Source organism: Streptomyces sp. NPDC001544, from assembly GCF_042894285.1.
Lineage (GTDB): Bacteria > Actinomycetota > Actinomycetes > Streptomycetales > Streptomycetaceae > Streptomyces.
The window spans coordinates 329926-346451 of sequence record NZ_JBIAVN010000005.1 but is presented as its reverse complement, the minus strand read 5'-3'; the positions used below and the strand labels follow the sequence as shown (position 1 = coordinate 346451).

20 protein-coding genes are annotated in these 16526 nt (G+C 72.4%); 9 read left to right on the top strand and 11 right to left on the bottom strand.

Annotation, left to right across the window (positions count from 1 at the left end; all coding sequences use genetic code 11):
- Positions 1–20: 20 nt before the first annotated feature.
- Positions 21–449: a MarR family winged helix-turn-helix transcriptional regulator gene (locus tag ACFY0F_RS16655; protein WP_388793797.1), complete on the bottom strand. Its 429-nt coding sequence runs from the start codon at positions 447–449 to the stop codon at positions 21–23.
- A gap of 105 nt (positions 450–554) precedes the next feature.
- Between ACFY0F_RS16655 and ACFY0F_RS16650 the strand changes: the two genes are divergently transcribed.
- The gene (locus tag ACFY0F_RS16650) at positions 555–2012 is read left to right on the top strand and encodes an aldehyde dehydrogenase family protein (RefSeq protein WP_388793796.1); all 1458 of its coding nucleotides are present in this window, start codon (positions 555–557) and stop codon (positions 2010–2012) included.
- A gap of 34 nt (positions 2013–2046) precedes the next feature.
- Positions 2047–3162, top strand: coding sequence for an NAD(P)-dependent alcohol dehydrogenase (locus ACFY0F_RS16645; RefSeq protein ID WP_388793794.1), 1116 nt, complete (start codon positions 2047–2049; stop codon positions 3160–3162).
- Between the two features lies 1 nt (position 3163).
- Here the strand turns inward: ACFY0F_RS16645 and ACFY0F_RS16640 are convergent, their stop codons facing one another.
- A complete protein-coding gene (locus ACFY0F_RS16640; RefSeq protein WP_388793792.1) occupies positions 3164–4114 on the bottom strand; it encodes an NADP-dependent oxidoreductase in 951 nt (316 codons plus the stop codon).
- Between the two features lie 71 nt (positions 4115–4185).
- Between ACFY0F_RS16640 and ACFY0F_RS16635 the strand changes: the two genes are divergently transcribed.
- Complete coding sequence (locus ACFY0F_RS16635; RefSeq protein WP_388793790.1) at positions 4186–5133, top strand: GlxA family transcriptional regulator; 948 nt, start codon at positions 4186–4188, stop codon at positions 5131–5133.
- Between the two features lie 34 nt (positions 5134–5167).
- On the opposite strand, the gene ACFY0F_RS16630 is transcribed toward ACFY0F_RS16635, so the two are convergent.
- Positions 5168–5731 (bottom strand): TetR/AcrR family transcriptional regulator, encoded by a 564-nt coding sequence (locus tag ACFY0F_RS16630; RefSeq protein ID WP_388793788.1) that lies wholly within the window; start codon positions 5729–5731, stop codon positions 5168–5170.
- Entirely contained in the window at positions 5728–6090 is a 363-nt protein-coding gene (locus tag ACFY0F_RS16625; protein WP_388793786.1) for a DUF1304 domain-containing protein, read from the bottom strand. Before ACFY0F_RS16625 ends, ACFY0F_RS16630 begins: the two co-directional genes overlap by 4 nt.
- Positions 6091–6305: 215 nt before the next feature.
- On the opposite strand from ACFY0F_RS16625, the gene ACFY0F_RS16620 reads away from it, so the two are divergent.
- Positions 6306–6698 carry a VOC family protein gene (locus ACFY0F_RS16620; RefSeq protein WP_388793784.1) on the top strand — a complete coding sequence of 131 codons (393 nt, stop codon included), beginning with the start codon at positions 6306–6308 and terminating at the stop codon, positions 6696–6698.
- A 30-nt stretch (positions 6699–6728) separates the two neighbouring features.
- Here ACFY0F_RS16620 and ACFY0F_RS16615 read toward each other — a convergent pair whose 3' ends face one another.
- Both ACFY0F_RS16615 and ACFY0F_RS16610 read right to left on the bottom strand, forming a co-directional pair.
- Positions 6729–7025, bottom strand: coding sequence for a DUF4235 domain-containing protein (locus ACFY0F_RS16615; protein WP_388793782.1), 297 nt, complete (start codon positions 7023–7025; stop codon positions 6729–6731).
- Between the two features lie 34 nt (positions 7026–7059).
- On the bottom strand, positions 7060–8073 hold the full coding sequence (locus ACFY0F_RS16610; RefSeq protein ID WP_388793780.1) for a glutathione S-transferase family protein: 1014 nt from the start codon (positions 8071–8073) through the stop codon (positions 7060–7062).
- Between the two features lie 245 nt (positions 8074–8318).
- Between ACFY0F_RS16610 and ACFY0F_RS16605 the strand changes: the two genes are divergently transcribed.
- Positions 8319–9236 carry a cation diffusion facilitator family transporter gene (locus ACFY0F_RS16605; RefSeq protein ID WP_388794089.1) on the top strand — a complete coding sequence of 306 codons (918 nt, stop codon included), beginning with the start codon at positions 8319–8321 and terminating at the stop codon, positions 9234–9236.
- A gap of 68 nt (positions 9237–9304) precedes the next feature.
- Here the strand turns inward: ACFY0F_RS16605 and ACFY0F_RS16600 are convergent, their stop codons facing one another.
- Positions 9305–9754: a nitroreductase family deazaflavin-dependent oxidoreductase gene (locus ACFY0F_RS16600; protein ID WP_388793779.1), complete on the bottom strand. Its 450-nt coding sequence runs from the start codon at positions 9752–9754 to the stop codon at positions 9305–9307.
- Positions 9755–9899: 145 nt separating this feature from the next.
- Positions 9900–10532 (bottom strand): LysE family transporter, encoded by a 633-nt coding sequence (locus tag ACFY0F_RS16595; protein ID WP_388793777.1) that lies wholly within the window; start codon positions 10530–10532, stop codon positions 9900–9902.
- Between the two features lie 102 nt (positions 10533–10634).
- Between ACFY0F_RS16595 and ACFY0F_RS16590 the strand changes: the two genes are divergently transcribed.
- The 3 genes from ACFY0F_RS16590 to ACFY0F_RS16580 are packed head-to-tail and all read left to right on the top strand — an operon-like array spanning position 10635 to position 12256.
- Positions 10635–10766, top strand: coding sequence for a hypothetical protein (locus ACFY0F_RS16590; protein ID WP_388793775.1), 132 nt, complete (start codon positions 10635–10637; stop codon positions 10764–10766).
- Between the two features lie 56 nt (positions 10767–10822).
- Positions 10823–12043, top strand: coding sequence for a cytochrome P450 (locus ACFY0F_RS16585; RefSeq protein ID WP_388793774.1), 1221 nt, complete (start codon positions 10823–10825; stop codon positions 12041–12043).
- Positions 12044–12055: 12 nt separating this feature from the next.
- Positions 12056–12256 (top strand): ferredoxin, encoded by a 201-nt coding sequence (locus tag ACFY0F_RS16580; RefSeq protein WP_388793772.1) that lies wholly within the window; start codon positions 12056–12058, stop codon positions 12254–12256.
- Between the two features lie 174 nt (positions 12257–12430).
- On the opposite strand, the gene ACFY0F_RS16575 is transcribed toward ACFY0F_RS16580, so the two are convergent.
- On the bottom strand, positions 12431–13291 hold the full coding sequence (locus ACFY0F_RS16575) for a hypothetical protein (RefSeq protein WP_388793770.1): 861 nt from the start codon (positions 13289–13291) through the stop codon (positions 12431–12433).
- Positions 13292–13448: 157 nt separating this feature from the next.
- Positions 13449–14315, bottom strand: coding sequence for an endo alpha-1,4 polygalactosaminidase (locus ACFY0F_RS16570; RefSeq protein ID WP_388793769.1), 867 nt, complete (start codon positions 14313–14315; stop codon positions 13449–13451).
- Between the two features lie 112 nt (positions 14316–14427).
- On the opposite strand from ACFY0F_RS16570, the gene ACFY0F_RS16565 reads away from it, so the two are divergent.
- The gene (locus ACFY0F_RS16565; protein WP_388793767.1) at positions 14428–15396 is read left to right on the top strand and encodes an aldo/keto reductase; all 969 of its coding nucleotides are present in this window, start codon (positions 14428–14430) and stop codon (positions 15394–15396) included.
- A 3-nt stretch (positions 15397–15399) separates the two neighbouring features.
- On the opposite strand, the gene ACFY0F_RS16560 is transcribed toward ACFY0F_RS16565, so the two are convergent.
- Complete coding sequence (locus tag ACFY0F_RS16560; protein WP_388793765.1) at positions 15400–16236, bottom strand: phytanoyl-CoA dioxygenase family protein; 837 nt, start codon at positions 16234–16236, stop codon at positions 15400–15402.
- Positions 16237–16526 lie beyond the last annotated feature (290 nt).

The window sequence follows — 16526 nt, the reverse complement described above, 5'->3', positions numbered from 1 at the left end:
CAGGGTGACGAAGTGTCAGGCTAGGAGAGTGCCTGCCATGTCTTGGCGAGCGCCTGGCGGAACTGTTCCTCCTGGCCGGCGGTGAGACCGGAGACCATCCGCTCCTCCAGTTCCCGCACCGGGTCCGCGAAGCCGGCGAGCAGTTCGCGCCCCGCGTCGGTGAGCAGGATCAGCAGCTCGCGCCGGTTGCGCGGATTGCGCTCCCGCCGCACGAGCCCGCGGCCCTCCAGTGACCGCACGAGGTCGGCCATGGACTGCGCGGTGACGAACGAGTCCCGCGCCAGCTGAGCCGCCGACAGCCCGTCGTGCCGTTCGAGCACGGTCAGGGCCGTGTACTGCAGGGCGGTGATCCCCGCGGGCTTGACGAGCTCGTCCAGACGTGCGCGGACCACCAGCTCCACCTGCTTGACCATGTAGAGCAATGATGGGCGTATGCGTGTACCGGCCATGCGCGAACCCTAGACCATTGACAGGAAACCTGTCTGTAATGAGACTGCGCATCAACAGGAATCCTGTTTGTTGAAGTCTTGGCGATCTACGCTGGGGAGTAGGCAATGACGACCACCATCGACACCGGTCCCGGGCAGCTGTTCATCGGCGGTCAGTGGCGGGAGGCCGCCGACGGTGCCCGTACGGACGTGATCGACCCGTCCACCGGGCAGGTGGTCACCACCGTCGCGGAGGCGGGCGCCACCGACGTCGACGCCGCGGTCCGCGCCGCCCGAGCCGCCTTCGACGCCGGCGAGTGGTCCGGGCTGAGCGGCCGGGAGCGCGGCCGGATCCTGCACCGGGTCGCGGAACTCATCCGGGAGAACGCCGACGAACTCGCCGCCCTGGAGAGCCTCGACGTCGGCAAGCCGATCACGCTCTGCCGCGCGGTCGACATCGCCAACGCCGCCAACGACTACGAGTACTTCGCCGCCCTCGCCCACTCCCTGGACGGCGCCACCCGCGACACCCCCCTCAACGCCCTCGCCTACACCCGGCGCGAACCCCTCGGCGTGGTCGCCGCCATCACCCCGTTCAACTTCCCGCTGATCCTCTCCGGCTCGAAGATCGGCCCCGCCCTCGCGGCCGGCAACACGGTCGTCCACAAGCCCGCCGACGAGACCCCGCTCAGCGCCCTGTACATGGCCGGCCTGCTGCGGAAGGCCGGCGTGCCCGACGGCGTGGTCAACGTCGTCACCGGCACCGGACCGGTGGCCGGCGAGGCCCTGCTGCGCCACCGGGGCGTCGACAAGGTCGCCTTCACCGGCTCCAGCGCGGTCGGCAGGCATGTGGCAGGCGCCGCCGGTGAGGCCCTCAAGCCGGTCACCATGGAACTCGGCGGCAACGCCGCCCACGTCGTCTTCGAGGACGCCGACCTGGAGAAGGCGGTCGGCGCGGTCATCAAGGGCTTCGTCTTCAACACGGGGCAGTTCTGCATGGGCGGCCCCCGCCTGCTGGTCGCGCGCGAGGTGTACGGCACCCTGCTCGGCATCCTCGCCGAGGCCGTGCCCGGCGTGCCGGTCGGTGACCCGCGCGACCCGGCCACCGTCGTCGGCCCGATGGCGGGGGAGAAGCACCTGCGCAAGGTCGAGGAGTACGTCGCCCTGGCCCGCAAGGAGGGCGGCCGCATCGTGTGCGGCGGTGAGCGGATCGACCTGAACGGCGGCTTCTACTACAAGCCGACGGTCATCGCCGACCTGCCCAACGACTCCCGGGTCGTCCAGGACGAGATCTTCGGCCCGGTCCTGACCGTGCAGCCCTTCGACTCCGAGGACGAGGCCGTCGCCCTCGCCAACTCCACCCCGTACGGCCTGGCGGCGGGCGTGCAGACCTCCCACCTGGCCCGCGCCCACCGCATCGCCGACCGCCTCCAGGCGGGCATCGTCTGGATCAACGACTGGGCGATGCTCGACCCCGCGGTGCCCTTCGGCGGCGTCAAGGACTCCGGCTTCGGCCGCGAGTACGGCCCCGAGGCCCTCGCCGCCTACACCAAGGTCAAGTCCGTCGTCGTCTCGCTGGACTGAACGCCCCCCAACCGAACCGAAAGGAGTGCACGCGATGTCCATCACCACACGCGCCGCCGTGGTCGAGTCCGGGGGAGCGCCCTTCACCCTCTCCGACGTCGTACTCGACGAGCCAGGACCGCACGAGGCGGTGGTCCGCATGGTGGCGGCCGGCCTGTGCCACACGGACCTGGGCGTGGCGAGCGGCGGACTGCCCTTCCCCCTGCCCGGAGTGCTGGGCCACGAGGGAGCGGGCGTCGTCGAGGCCGTCGGCTCCGCGGTCACCGGTGTCGCGCCCGGTGACCACGTCATCCTGTCCTTCACCTCCTGCGGTGAGTGCCGCAACTGTCACGGCGGGCACCCCGCGTACTGCACGACATGGCTGCCGCTGAACCTCATCGGCGGCCGCCGGGCCGACGGCAGCGGCACCATCAGCCGGGCCGGCGAGCCGCTCGGCGGCCACTTCTTCGGCCAGTCCTCGTTCGCCGAGCGGGCCCTGGTGGACCGGCGCAGCCTGGTGAAGGTGGACGTGACGGGGGACGACCTGCCGCTGGCGTCCCTCGCCCCGCTGGGCTGCGGAGTGCAGACCGGAGTGGGCGCCGTGTGGAACGTACTGAAGCCGCGGACCGGCAGCACCGTCGTGGTGCTCGGCGCCGGCGCCGTCGGCCTGTCCGCCGTGATGGCCGCAGCCCTCACCCCGGCCACCACGATCATCGCCGTCGACCGGGTCGGCGAACGGCTTCAGCTGGCCCTCGAACTGGGCGCCACGCACACCGTGGACGCGGGGGAGGAGGACCTGGCCGCGGCGCTCGCCGACATCACCGGCGGCCAGGGCGCCGACGGGATCGTGGAGACCACCGGCAACGCCGGCGTGCTGCGCCAGGGCGTGGACGCGCTCGGCGCCCGCGGCACCCTGGTCATCGTCGGCGCCCCGCCGTTCGGCACCGAGGTGGCCCTGGACGTCAACGGGATGCTCGGGGGCAAGCAGGTCGTCGGCCTGACCCTCGGCGACAGCGAGACCCAGACCTTCATCCCCGCCCTGGTCCAGCTGGTACGGGACGGACGGCTCCCACTGCACCGCCTGATCAGCACCTATCCGTTCGCGGACATCGAGCAGGCGGTGCGGGACATGAGGGCGGGCAAGGCCATCAAGCCCGTACTGACGTTCTGACTCAGTCCACCAGCAGGACCAGCTTCCCGGTGGTGCGGCCGGTGTCGCCGAGCGCGTGCGCCTTCGCGGCATCGGCCAGCGGGAAGGTCCCGGCGACGGTGGCGCGCAGGCTGCCCTCCTCCACCAGCCGGGCGATCTCCTTCATGCCGCTGCGCGAGGCGTCGACCAGCATCCGCACCGCCCGCACACCGAGCCGCTCGGCCTCCTCGTAGAAGTCGCCGGAGCCGACCGGGAGGATCGACACCACGACCCCGCCCGGGCGCAGCACGCGCAGCGAACGCAGGGAGTAGTCCCCGCCGATCGTGTCCAGCACCACGTCGACGTCCTTCACGGCCTCGGCGAAGTCCGTCTCCCGGTAGTCGACCGCCTCGTCCACCCCGATCCTGCGCAGGAAGTCGTGCTTGCCCGCGCTCGCGGTGCCGATCACGTACGCGCCGCGCGCCTTGGCGATCTGCACGGCCACATGGCCGACACCACCGGCCGCCGCATGGATCAGCACGCGCTGACCGGGCCGCACGTCCGCCGTCTCGACCAGCGCCTGCCAGGCGGTCAGGGAGACCAGCGGCAGCGCGCCCGCCTGGGCGTGATCCACGGAGGCCGGCTTGTGCGCGAAGGCGCGGGCCGGGCCGGTGACGTACTCGGCGTGCGAGCCGTGACCGAGGGGGTAGGGCAGCATGCCGAAGACCTCGTCACCGGGCGCGAAGGCGGCGACGCCGATGCCGACCGCCTCCACCACGCCCGAGACGTCCCAGCCCAGCACGAAGGGCGGCTCGCCCAGGAAACCGCCGGTGGCGCGGTGCTTCCAGTCGGTGGGATTCATCCCGGCGGCACGCACCCGCACGAGCACCTCGTTCGGCCTGGGCGCGGGCCGCTCCAGCTCCACTTCCTTGAGGACCTCGGGCCCGCCGAGGACGTCCTGACTGATCGCACGCATGGTGTTCGCATCGCTCATGGTGGACCAGCCTGCCGTGGGCCGCCCTCCAAGGAAATGGCATGATTGCCAACCTTCGATACGATCGTGCCATGCAGCGTGTGGAACGGGTCGTGGTCCTGGCCCTCGACGGCGTCTATCCCTTCGAACTCGGCATCCCCAGCCGGATCCTCGGCGCGGCCGACGGCCGGTACGAGGTGCTGACCTGCACGGTCGACGGGAAACCGGTGCGCACCAGTGCGGACTTCTCGATCACCGTCGAGCACGGCCCCGACGTGCTGGAGTCCGCGGACACCGTGGTGATCACGTCCTTCCCGACCGATCGCATCCCCGACGAACTGCCGGACGAGGTCGCGGCGGCGCTCGCGCGGATCCCGGAGCACGCCCGGGTGGTCTCCATCTGCACGGGCGCGTTCGTCCTCGCCTCGGCCGGACTGCTCGACGGGCGCCGGGCCACCACGCACTGGGCCGTCGCCGATCGCTTCAGGCGTGCCTTCCCACGCGTCACCCTCGACCCGGACGTGCTCTTCGTCGAGGACGGCCGGTTCCTCACCTCGGCCGGCGCGGCCTCCGGCGTCGACATCTGCCTGCACCTCGTGCGCGAGGACCACGGCAGCGCCCTGGCGAACTTCGTGGCCCGCTGCTGCGTGGTCCCGCCGTTCCGGGACGGCGGCCAGGCGCAGTACATCATGCAGCCGGTGCCCGAGTACGCCGCCGCGAGCACCGCCGCCACCCGCGCATGGGCCCTGGAGCGCCTCGGTGAACCCCTCACCCTGACCGACCTCGCCGGCCACGCCCGGATGAGCCTGCGCACCTTCGCCCGCCGCTTCGGTGACGAGGTGGGTCTCAGCCCCGGCCGCTGGCTGATCCAGCAGCGTGTCGCCCGCGCCCGGCACCTGCTGGAGTCCAGCGACCTGTCCGTGGACCAGATCGCCGGCGAGGTCGGCTTCGCCACGGGCGCGTCCCTGCGCCAGCACCTGCACGCGGCGATCGGAGTGTCCCCGCAGGCCTACCGGCGGACCTTCCAGGCGACACGCTGAACGCCCCTGTCCTTTCCGGCCGGCCGGTGAGCCGTCACCGGCTGCGGTGCAGCGCGACCAGCAACTGCCAGACATGGTGGGCGATTTCGTCGGAGCTCGCCGTCAGCAGGCCGTGCAGCCAGTCGGCCAGGACGCCGGCGAAGGTCGCGGCCACGGCCGAGGCGACCAGCGGGGCGTCGGCGGCGCCCGCCCGTTCACGCTCGGCCAGGCTGCGGGCCCTCAGGTCGCGGTGCAGGACCTGCCCGAGCGGCCCGCCACCGCCCGGGGTGAGCAAGGCGCGGTAGAGGGAGGCGTGCGGGGCGAGGCCCGCGAAGAACTCGAGCAGCGCGGGCGGGGCGTGCACGGGATCGGGCCGGCCGCGCCAGGCGTGCAGCGCCTGAACCGCCTCCCGCACCACGTCCGCGCAGGCGTCGACGGCCAGCGCCTCCAGCCCGTCGTAGTGCACGTAGAACGTGGCCCGGCCCACCCCGGCCCGGCGTACCAGCGCCGCCACGCCGACCTCCGTCAACGGGCGCTCCGCGCACTCCTGGAGCAGGGCGGCGCGCAGCCGCGCCCGGGTACGGGCGGCCCGTGGGTCCTCGGGCGCGTGCCGGGTCACCAGGCGGCCAGCACAGCCGTCAGCGCCAGCGCACCGGGCAGCGCCTGCGCGAACAGGATGCGGCGGTTGGCCGTGACCGCCCCGAACACGCCCGCGACCACGACGCAGCACAGGAAGAAAACCTGCGCACGCGGCCCCGTCGGATCGGCGGCCACCAGCCCCCACACCAGGCCCGCCGCGAGGAAGCCGTTGTACAGCCCCTGGTTCGCGGCCATCGGCGCGGTCGCGCGTGCCATCTCCCGGTCGAAGCCGTGCAGCCCCCGTCCCGGCTTCTTCTGCCACAGGAACATCTCCAGCACCAGAATGTACGCGTGCAGGGCCGCCACCAGGCCGACCAGTATGTTCGCCACGATCTCCACGACCAGGACTCCCCTTTTCTTGGACAGGTGTCCAGGATAGCGGGACGGCTGTCCAGGAAGTCGAGCAGGTGCGCGGCGTCGGGCAGGGCCTCGCCCTGGGCGTCGTCCGGACGGACGCGACCTCATGCGCGACGGGACGTGGCCGGTGGCCGACTGAATCCACGGGGCCGGGATATCCGCAGGGAAGGGTCTCTCTCATCCCAACGGAGGAAGCAATGGCACTTGTGAAAACGGGCGTTGTGGTGCTCGACTGCGCCGAGCCGGAGAAACTCGCCGAGTTCTACAAGGAGTTGCTGCAGGGGGAGGAGACGGCCGCGTCCGCGAACGTCGTCGAGATCAGGGCGGCCGACGGATTTAGGCTGGCGTTCCGCCGGGACATGAACGCGACCCCGCCGAGCTGGCCGCGCCCCGAGAACTCCCTCCAGGTACACCTCGACTTCCTGGTGGAGGACCTGGACGAGGCCGAACGCCGGGTGATCGGGCTCGGCGGCCGGCCCCTCGACACCAAGGCCCCGGCCGGACCGTACGAGGAACGCGGCTACGCCGACCCGTCCGGGCACTCCTTCACGGTGCGCCTGGTGCCTCCCACCGCACCCAAGCAGGGCTGAGGGGGAGGCACCGGTTCAGTCGTCGGCCGGTCAGTCCCGGCCTCCCTTGTCGGACGCCGGCCACACCCCCGTAGAGCGCTCGATGGCCTTGGCCCCGGTGCGGTCCACGGCGCTGCGCACCACCGCGAAGATGGCGCCCTGGACCGCCGCGGCCAGCAGGATCTCGCCCCAGCCGCGGTCCGGGTCCAGCGCGTCGGGCGCGTCGTCCTCGTGCCGGATGGCCTTCCACGCCTTGCGGAAGGCCATCCCGGCCAGCGCCCCGCTCGCCCAGCTCAGCACGAAGCCGACGGGCTGGTAGGCGAGGGGCAGCTTCTTCTTCTTGGCCACGTGTGGAACTCCTTCGTCGCGATCTGTACGTCTTTCAGGGCCGCCCTGCGGCCGGTACCTCTTCACCCGGACGGACCGGCCCCGGCGGCGTCCCGTCGCCGAACGGCCGGCCGCCGAGCTCCTCCCGGTGGTGCGGCGCGAGCCAGCCGGCGAGATCCGGCCCGAGCGGCACGATCCCGGTCGGGTTGATGCCGCTGTGCACCTGGTAGTAGTGCCGCTTGATGTGGTCGAAGTCGACCGTGTCACCGAAGCCGGGCGTCTGGAACAGGTCACGGGCGTACGCCCACAGCACCGGGTTCTCCGCCAGCTTCCACCGGTTGCACTTGAAGTGACCGTGATAGACGGCATCGAAACGGACCAGTGTGGTGAACAGCCGGATGTCCGCCTCCGTGAGGGTGTCGCCGACCAGGTAGCGCTGCCGGGCCAGGCGCTCCGTCAGCAGCTCCAGCCGCCGGAAGACCGCGGCGCACGCCGCCTCGTACTCCTCCTGGTGGGTGGCGAACCCCGCGCGGTACACACCGTTGTTGACGTCCTCGTAGACGCCCGCCATCACCTCGTCGATCTCGTCGCGCCGGGCGGCCGGATACAGATCCGGTGCGCCCGGGCGGTGCAGCGCCGTCCACTCGGTGGCCAGGTCGAGGGTGAGCTGCTGGTAGTCGTTGGTGACCAGGCGCCCGCCGGCCACCTCCACGACCGCCGGCACACTCACCCCGCCCGGGTACCCGGTCTCCCGCCGGTCGTACGCCTCGGCCAGGAAGCGGATGCCGAGCACGGGGTCGCGGCCGTCGGGGTCCAGGGTGAAGCGCCAGCTCCGGTCGTCCTGCACCGGATCCGCGATCGCCATGGACAGGGCGTCCTCCAGTCCCAGCAGCCGGCGGGAGATCACCGCCCGGCTCGCCCACGGACAGGCGCGGCTGACGACCAGACGGTAGCGGCCCGCCTCCACCGGCCAGCCGTCCCGGCCGTCCGCCGTGATCCGGTCCGCGAAGTGGCTCTTGGACCGGGTGAACGTCTTGTGGCCGTACGAGCGGTTGCCGTCGCCACCCATGTTTCCTCCTTGCCGCAGGGGGCGTCCTGGGGAACGCGTTCCCCGATTTCCGCCGTCGGCACGGTGTGAGCCGTCCCGGCTGGGGGCAACCGGCGGTGGTGAGCGGGACATCTTCGGAAGAGACGACGCGACAGCGGAAACAGACGACCACGGACCGGGACGGCGGCAGGTCCCCCGGGCGGAGCACCGGACAGGAGGCGAACCGGGCCGGGGGCGGCGACCACCAGGCCGACCGGAAGACACGGATCACCGTCTGGGTGGCGCTCGCCGCCAACCTGGTGATCGCGGCCGCCAAGGCCGCCGGAGGACTGCTGGCGGGGTCGCCCGCCCTGATGTCCGAGGCGGCGCACTCGGTCGCCGACAGCCTGAACGAGGTCTTCCTGCTGGCGGCGCTGCGCCGCAGCCGTCGCCCCGCCGACGCACGGCACCCCTTCGGCTACGGCAAGGAGCGGTTCTTCTGGTCCCTGCTGGCCGCCGTCGGCATCTTCGTCATGGGCGGCTGCTTCTCCTTCTTCCAGGGCGCCGAGGCACTCCACAGCGGCGCCGAGGAGAAGTTCAGCGGCTATGTGGCGGGCCTGATCGTGCTGGGTGTCGCGCTGCTCGCCGAGGGCGCCTCCCTGTTCCGGGCGCTCCACCAGGTGCGCCGGCAGGGCGGCAGCCTGAAGGACCCCGCCCTGCGCACCGTGGTCGCCGAGGACGGCACGGCGGTGCTCGGCGTGACCCTCGCCATCGTCGGCATGGCCCTGCACATGGCCACCGGACAGGTCGTCTGGGAGGCGTCCGCCTCGCTGGCGATCGGCGTACTGCTCGTGTACGTCGCCTACCGGCTGGGCCGAGACGCCCGCGACCAGCTCATCGGGGAGGCCGCCGACCCGGAGCTGAGCGGCCGGATCCGGACACTGCTGGAGGAGCAGCCGGAGATCGACAGCGTCGAGGCGCTGTTCACGATGAAGATGGGCCTCGACTCCACGCTCGTGGCCGCCCGGATCGACCTGGTGCCCGGCCTCGACAGCGAGCGGGTCGAGGAGGTCGCCATGCGCATCAAACGGTCGCTCACCGAGGCCGTCCCCGAAGCCGACCAGATCTTCCTCGACGTGACCGACCGGCCGGAGGACGAGGCACGGGAAAGCCCCGCCGCGACGGGGGAACGCGGCGGGGCCTGACCTTCTGGTGCCCGGGCGGGGACGGTCCATGCCTCCCCGAAACAGATTTTTCTGAAGTACGGCGCGGATCACGCGCCGCCGGCCGGCTCCAGGACGAAGACCGGGATCTCCCGGGAGGTCTTCTCCTGGTAGTCGGCGTACGGCGGGTACGCGGCCACGGCGCGCTCCCACCATCGGGCCTTCTCCTCGCCGGTGACCTCACGGGCCGTCATGTCCTGCTTCACCGGGCCGTCCTGCAGTTCCACGTGCGGGTCGGCCTTGATGTTGAAGTACCACACCGGATGTTTCGGCGCGCCGCCCAGCGAGGCGACCACCGCGTACCGCCCTTCGTGCTCCACCCGCATCAGCGGGGTCTTGCGGATCTTGCCGCTCCTGGCGCCCCGGGTCGTCAACAGGATCACGGGCATTCCCGTGTCCATCAGTGTCGTCCCCTTGGTGCCGCCGGAGCTCTCGTACAATTCGACCTGCTCGCGCACCCACTGGGTCGGGCTGGGCTCGTACTCGCCCTCGAGAGGCATGACGTTCGTCCCTTCGACGGTCCTGCCGGTCACTTGCACCGTGTGCCAACGTCGGCCGGTGCTCGAATCATCCGTACCACGGTTCGCCCGGCCGGATCCGGAACACGGCCGTCCCCGCCCGGCACCCGATCGAGCCAGGCGGATGTCACCCGGGTGCCACCGCGGCCCGCACCGCGAGCGCCATGGTCACACCGCTCGACAGCAGCGCCGTCACCAGCCGCCCCCGGTGCCCGGTGAGGGCGCGGCCGAGGAGGGCGCCGCCGCCGGCGATCAGCAGCTGCCAACTGGCGGAGGCGGCGAGGACGGCGAGGACGAAGACACCCTGTTCCAGCGGACGCGCGGCGTCCCCGGCGCGGGTGCCGAGCACCAGGGCGGCGAAGTAGAGCACCGTGGTGGGGTTGAGGAGGGTGACGCCGAGCAGGCCCAGGTAGGCGCGGCCGGGCCCGGGCGGTGGCTGCTGGGACCGGGTGGTGAGCCGGTGCGCGCGGTACTGCCGTACGGCGGTCACCGCGCCCAGCACCGCCAGTGCCGCCAGGACCACGGCCGAGGCCCAGCGCAGCGGCCCGAGCAGCGGCCGCAGCGTCGCCGCGAGGGCGGAGCCGCCCAGCGTGGCGAGGAGCGCGTACAGACCGTCCGCGCTCGCCACGCCGAGCGCGGCACACGCGCCGGTCCGCAGGGACGTACGAGCGGTGAGGGACACCAGGTAGGTCGCGACCGCGCCGACGGGTACGGCGACGCCGTACCCCGCGATCAGGCCCGCGACGAGCGCCGCCGTCACGGGCGCGCGGGATCGGGCCTCCGGGGGCGGCCGGGCCGCTGCTGGACGCGCACCGGAAGGACGGCGGCGGACATCGGCGGCAGGATGGTGTCAGTGGTGAACATGCGGGCGATCCTGCGGCCCGCGAGTCGGCACCCGCAACCGAATATCGGCCCGATCACGACGGCCGCGGGCATGGTGTTCGGCCAGAAGGCGCGGATCACCGATCTGGCCGAACTTGCCGTCGCCTCATAGATGCCCCGGGCATCTAATTGAAGATCGGCACGCACCCTTCGTCTGCGAGGTCCGCCATGACGGAAACGACCGCACCGATGGCTCACTCCGAGCCCGTCGCCTTCCCCCAGGACCGCACCTGCCCCTACCAGCCACCGACCGCCTACGACCCGCTGCGCGCGCAGCACCCCCTGGCCCGTGTCACCCTCTTCGACGGCCGCCCGGCCTGGCTGGTCACCGGTCACACCACCGCCCGCGCGCTGCTGGCCGACCCGCGGCTGTCCTCCGACCGCAACCGCCCCGGCTTCCCGGCGACCACCCCCCGCATCGCGGCCGTCCGCGACCGCAGGGTCGCCCTGCTGGGCGTCGACGACCCCGAACACCGCGCCCAGCGGCGGATGGTGGTCCCGGACTTCACCCTCCGGCGCGCCGCCGAACTGCGGCCCGCCATCCAGCGGATCGTCGACGAGCGGCTGGACGCCATGATCGGCCAGGGGCCGCCCGCCGAACTGGTCGGCGCGTTCGCGCTGCCGGTGCCGTCCATGGTGATCTGCTCCCTGCTGGGCGTCCCGTACGCCGACCACGAGTTCTTCGAGGAACAGTCCCGCCGTCTGCTGCGCGGCCCGGCGCCCTCCGACACCCTGGACGCCCGGGACCGGCTGGAGGCGTATCTGGGCGAGTTGATCGACGGCAAGGCGAAACAGCCGGGGCCCGGTGAGGGCATCCTCGACGACCTCGTCCACCACCAGATGCGCGACGGCACGCTGGACCGTGCGGACGCCGTGTCCCTGGCCGTCATCCTGCTGATCGCCGGCCATGAGACCACCGCGAACATGATCTCGCTCGGCACCTACACGCTCCTCAGGCACCCCCGGCGGCTGGCCGAACTCCGTGCCGAGCCCGCACTGCTGCCCTCCGCCGTCGAGGAACTGCTGCGGCTGCTGTCGATCGCCGACGGGCTGCTGCGGACCGCCCTGGAGGACATCGAGGTGGAGGGGACCCTCATCCGGGCCGGTGACGGCGTGGTCTTCGCGACCTCGGTCATCAACCGCGACGAGTCCGTCTACGCCGAGCCCGACACCCTGGACTGGCACCGCCCCGCCCGTCACCACGTCGGCTTCGGCTTCGGCATCCACCAGTGCCTGGGCCAGAACCTGGCCCGTGCGGAGCTGGAGATCGCCCTGGGGACCCTCTTCGCCCGGCTGCCCGGACTGCGGCTCGCCGCCCGACCGGAGGACATCCCGTTCAAACCGGGCGACACGATCCAGGGGATGCTGGAACTCCCCGTGACCTGGTAGGAGGCTCCTGCCATGCACATCGACATCGACAAGGACGCCTGCATCGGCGCCGGCCAGTGTGCCCTGGCCGCCCCGGGCGTCTTCACCCAGGACGACGACGGCTACAGCGCCCTGATCCCCGGCCGGGAGGACGGGGGCGGCGACCCGATGGTGCGGGAAGCGGCCAGAGCCTGCCCGGTCGGCGCGATCAAGGTGACCGAACCGGCCGGCTGACCCGGGAAGGCGCCTTCACCCGCAGGGTGCCCGCAGGACGGCGCGCGTCCGGGCCCAGGGCCTGTCCGGCGGATCATGCCGCAGACGCGGGGCTTGGCACGCCCGTGCCCTGCGACCTGATCCGCCGGACAGGCCATAGCCCGGGAGCGCGCGCCGGATCAGCGGGCAAGGACCTCAGGACCGGCAGCCGACCGTCGGCCCGGCCAGCGTGCCGCCGGTGTACAGGGCCTGGCCCTGCGGCATCCAGTAGCCCAGTTTGGACACCACCGTGGAGCAGGTGCCGCCGACCGTCACCCGGACGACCACCTTGGCGGGACGGCCCGGCTGGAGGTCGGTGAGCGCGCAGTCCAGGGAGTGGGTCAGCCGGGTCCTCGACGGATAGCGGCCGACCAGCGGGTTGACGCAGCGCCCGTCGGCGGTGGACAACCGCACTCCGCTGCCCTCCTCGCCGATCAGCCCCAACCGTGCACTGCCGTCACCCTGCGCACTGTCACGGTGGACCGTGTACGTCAGCGTCGTCACGGCACCGGCCCGCACCGCGCCCCGGTCCACCTGGATGCGGTGCGTCCGCTCGGGCGGCGGCGCGGTGAGGGTGAGCCTTGCCTGCACGGTGCCCCGCAGGTCGACCCCGGCGGGCGCCGACCGTACACGCACGGTGGCCGAGATGTCGTACGTCCCGGGACCGGGGTACTGGGCCGCCCCGGGCAGCGTCCCGGACAGGGCGGTCCGCTCGCCGTGCCGGGCCGTCCACCGGCCCGAGGTCTGGCAGGTGTAGCGCACCCGTGTTCCCGCCCGCCCGCACGTGGCCGGGGCGGAGACGGACATCGTGGGGGTGCCGTCGTCCGCGCACAGACTGACGGTGGCCCGCTGGCCGTGCTCGCCGCGCAGGACCCCGGCGGTCGCGCACAGCGTGGCCGGCGGCTCGGCCGCGACCGTCCGGGGTGGAGCCGGCCGCCCCCACGCGGGTGAGACGAGGACGAGGGGCAGCAGCGCCGCCCCGGCCAGAATCCTGGGCGTGCTCGGACGTGTCGGCACGGCGGTTCCTCCGTACGGCCGTGACCGGCCTGGCGCCGGTCGCCTGCGCCGAGGATGCGCCACCCCGAGGCACGCCCGGCCGTTCCCACGCCGACCGGTCACCTGCGGGCAGCAACCGCGCGCCCGTCCGTCCCCCGCGGCCCCCCGGGCCGCGGCCTCACCGCGTCCTGCGCACGTACCCGTCACTGCCCGGTGTGGAGACCAGCACGTCCCGGCGCACGATGCTCAGCCGTCCGCCGAAGCCCGCCACCGCCTTGCGCAGGCCCGCGTCGGAGTACTCGACGACGAGGACCCGGTCGTCGAAAGCCTTCGCGTACGTTCCGCACTCGTCGTACTCGGCGCACTCCTCCGCCACCGCGAAGTCCAGCCCGGTCCGTTTCCGGTCCCCGGCCAGCTCCACGGTGTTCTTCTGGCCGATGGCCAGGTGCCGGGCGTGGGCGTGCCGGGCCAGCAGGGTGATGAAGGCGGTCGCGTCGTCCGCGGTGAGCAGATGCCGGGAGCGGGTGTAGCTGTCGTAGTTGTCCGGCTCGACGGCGTCGAAGCCCTTGGCCGCGCAACCGTCGATCCAGCGGTCCACCCGCTCGGCCACGCGCCGGCGTTTGGCGGGCGTCCGGATGTCCAGCAGCGGCTCGTTCCAGTCCCGGTCGACGACCACCTCGCCGTGCGCGTCACGCAGCAGCAGGTCGGCCGGCCAGGAGGCGCGCTCGCCGGGCTGGGCCTGAAAGGCGTTGACGTAGCAGACGTTGTACAGACCGGGCGCGGGGGACGCCGAACGGTCGCGGCTGACGATCCGGACACCCGCGGGCGGGCGGTAGGGGCCGCCGATCTGGTAGTCGAAGCCGGCGGCGCGCGGCGGGAGGCGGACCGCCCCCTTCGCCGGACCGGTCGCGGGCGGCCCCGGCGTGCCACCGGAAGAACCGCATCCCGCGCCCCCGAGGGCCGCGGTGACGGCGAGCACGACGGCGCCTGCGACCGTTCCGAGACGTCCGGCGCGGGAGACATCCTGGGGGGCTGGTGACGGCACGTGGGTGATCAAATCCCCCGCCCGCGGCGGCCGTCAAGTCGGACCCGGCAGGCGGCCCGGGACGACGTACGCTCGACTTCCGGCAACCCACCCGAAGGCAGGAGCGGCAACGATGCAGTACGTGAAGCTCGGTTCGACGGGCCTGGACGTCTCGCGGATCTGTCTGGGCTGCATGACCTACGGCCTGCCCGACCGCGGCGTCCACGAGTGGACCCTCGACGAGGAGGCGTCGCGCCCGCTGATCCGGCAGGCGCTGGAGGCGGGCATCAACTTCTTCGACACGGCCAACGTCTACTCCGACGGCACCAGCGAGGAGATCGTCGGCCGGGTACTGCGCGAGTTCGCCGACCGGGACGAGATCGTCCTCGCCACCAAGGTGCACGGCCGGACCCGGCCCGGACCCAACGGCGCCGGGCTGTCCCGCAAGGCGATCATGACGGAGATCGACCACAGCCTGCGCCGCCTGGGCACCGACTACGTCGACCTCTACCAGATCCACCGCTACGACCGTCACACCCCGGTCGAGGAGACGATGGAGGCGCTGCACGACCTGGTCAAGGCGGGCAAGGTCCGCTACATCGGGGCCAGTTCGATGTACGCGTGGGAGTTCTTCAAGGCGCAGGTCACGGCCGAGCGGCACGGCTGGACGAAGTTCGTGTCCATGCAGAACCACTACAACCTCCTCTACCGCGAGGAGGAGCGGGAGATGCTGCCGCTCTGCGCCGACCTGGGCGTGGGCGTCCTGCCCTGGAGTCCCCTCGCCCGCGGCCGGCTCACCCGCGACTGGGGCGCCGTCACCGAGCGCAGCGCCAACGACGACTTCGGCAGCAGGCTCTACCCGGAGAGCGACCGCTCGATCGTCGAGGCCGTCACCCGTATCGCGGGCGAGAGGGGCGTGCCGCGCGCCCAGGTCGCCCTCGCCTGGCTGCTGCACCAGGACACGGTGGCCGCGCCGGTCGTCGGCGCCTCGAGGCCCGGGCACATCGAGGACGCGGTGGCCGCCGTCGAACTCTCCCTGAGCGACAAGGAGATCGAGGAGCTCGAGGCGCCCTACACCCCGCACGCCATCAGCGGGCACTGACGGTCAGTGGGGTCCGTGCGGTGCGAACTCCGTGCCGCACGGACCGGCTCCCTCGCTGCGGGGCAGCGGGACCCGGTCGCCCGCCATGGACAGCGTCCGGTAGTAGCCGCCGATCCGCTCGGCCGAGCGGCCGACGTAGTGCCCGATGAAGGAGCGGCGGAACCGGTCCGCGCTGCGGTTGGGCGAGGAGCCGTGCACCAGACTGCCGTTGAAGAACAGCACGTCACCGGGCGTCATGTCGACGGCCACCGGGCTCAGACCGGGCGGCGGGGGCACGTACTCCCGCGCGAACGACAGCCGGGCGTCCGCCTCCTCGGGGCAGAACAGGTCCATCCGGTGCGTGCCGGGGACGACCTCCAGCCCGCCGTTGTCCCGGTCGATCACATCGCAGGCCACCCACGCGGCCACACAGGTCCCCGGCTCCACCCGGAGGTAGAAGTTGTCCTGGTGCAGGGCCTGCCCCCGGCCGCCAGGGGGCTTGAAGTAGAACATGCTCTGCGCGGCCAGCACCTCCTCCCCGAGCAACGCCTCCAGGACCGTGCGCAGCCGGGCGTCGAGCAGGACGTCCCGGGCCGGGCCGCTGATCTCGTGCGGATGCATGACCCTCGGGTAGGCGTCCAGCGGGTCGGCCGGACCGTCGCCCGGTGCGGGGGCGCGGGGCTCGAAGTGCCCGGGCACCGGACCGGCCGCGCGCAGTGCCGCGAACTCCGCGCACAGCCGGTCGATCTCGTCGCGCCCGAACAGCCGGCGTACCACCGTGAACCCCGCCTGCTCGAACTCCCCGACCCGCTGACGCAGGGACTCGGAAGCGATGGCCGCGCTGCTCTCCGTGGCTGTCATGGCCTCAACGCTACGGGGCCCCGGCCGGACGCGTAACGGGCGATTACCGTGCCGGGACGGGGGAGAACCACAAAAACCGGGCTGTTGACAATTCGTCAAAATGCTAGGGCCGACGAGCGGAGCGCAAAACCGGGGGATCCCTTGTTGCGGCCCGCTGGCCTGTGCAAAGGTGTGCCCTGTCCACGGGTGGACAATTCCGTGTCGCACTCCGCATGCTCGAGGCCGCTCCCGTACGTCCCGCCGGCGCACCAAAAGAGCCGCCGAAGGTGGGCGTTCGAGACGCCGAAGCC

Coding starts and splice junctions, on each gene's coding strand:
- ACFY0F_RS16635 (WP_388793790.1), top strand. CDS start 4,186: ATGCAGCGTGTGGAACGGGTCGTGGTCCTGGCCCTCGACGGCGTCTAT.
- ACFY0F_RS16585 (WP_388793774.1), top strand. CDS start 10,823: ATGACGGAAACGACCGCACCGATGGCTCACTCCGAGCCCGTCGCCTTC.
- ACFY0F_RS16580 (WP_388793772.1), top strand. CDS start 12,056: ATGCACATCGACATCGACAAGGACGCCTGCATCGGCGCCGGCCAGTGT.
- ACFY0F_RS16565 (WP_388793767.1), top strand. CDS start 14,428: ATGCAGTACGTGAAGCTCGGTTCGACGGGCCTGGACGTCTCGCGGATC.
- ACFY0F_RS16600 (WP_388793779.1), bottom strand. CDS start 9,754: ATGCCTCTCGAGGGCGAGTACGAGCCCAGCCCGACCCAGTGGGTGCGC.
- ACFY0F_RS16650 (WP_388793796.1), top strand. CDS start 555: ATGACGACCACCATCGACACCGGTCCCGGGCAGCTGTTCATCGGCGGT.
- ACFY0F_RS16640 (WP_388793792.1), bottom strand. CDS start 4,114: ATGAGCGATGCGAACACCATGCGTGCGATCAGTCAGGACGTCCTCGGC.
- ACFY0F_RS16655 (WP_388793797.1), bottom strand. CDS start 449: ATGGCCGGTACACGCATACGCCCATCATTGCTCTACATGGTCAAGCAG.
- ACFY0F_RS16610 (WP_388793780.1), bottom strand. CDS start 8,073: ATGGGTGGCGACGGCAACCGCTCGTACGGCCACAAGACGTTCACCCGG.
- ACFY0F_RS16560 (WP_388793765.1), bottom strand. CDS start 16,236: ATGACAGCCACGGAGAGCAGCGCGGCCATCGCTTCCGAGTCCCTGCGT.
- ACFY0F_RS16620 (WP_388793784.1), top strand. CDS start 6,306: ATGGCACTTGTGAAAACGGGCGTTGTGGTGCTCGACTGCGCCGAGCCG.
- ACFY0F_RS16645 (WP_388793794.1), top strand. CDS start 2,047: ATGTCCATCACCACACGCGCCGCCGTGGTCGAGTCCGGGGGAGCGCCC.
- ACFY0F_RS16590 (WP_388793775.1), top strand. CDS start 10,635: ATGCGGGCGATCCTGCGGCCCGCGAGTCGGCACCCGCAACCGAATATC.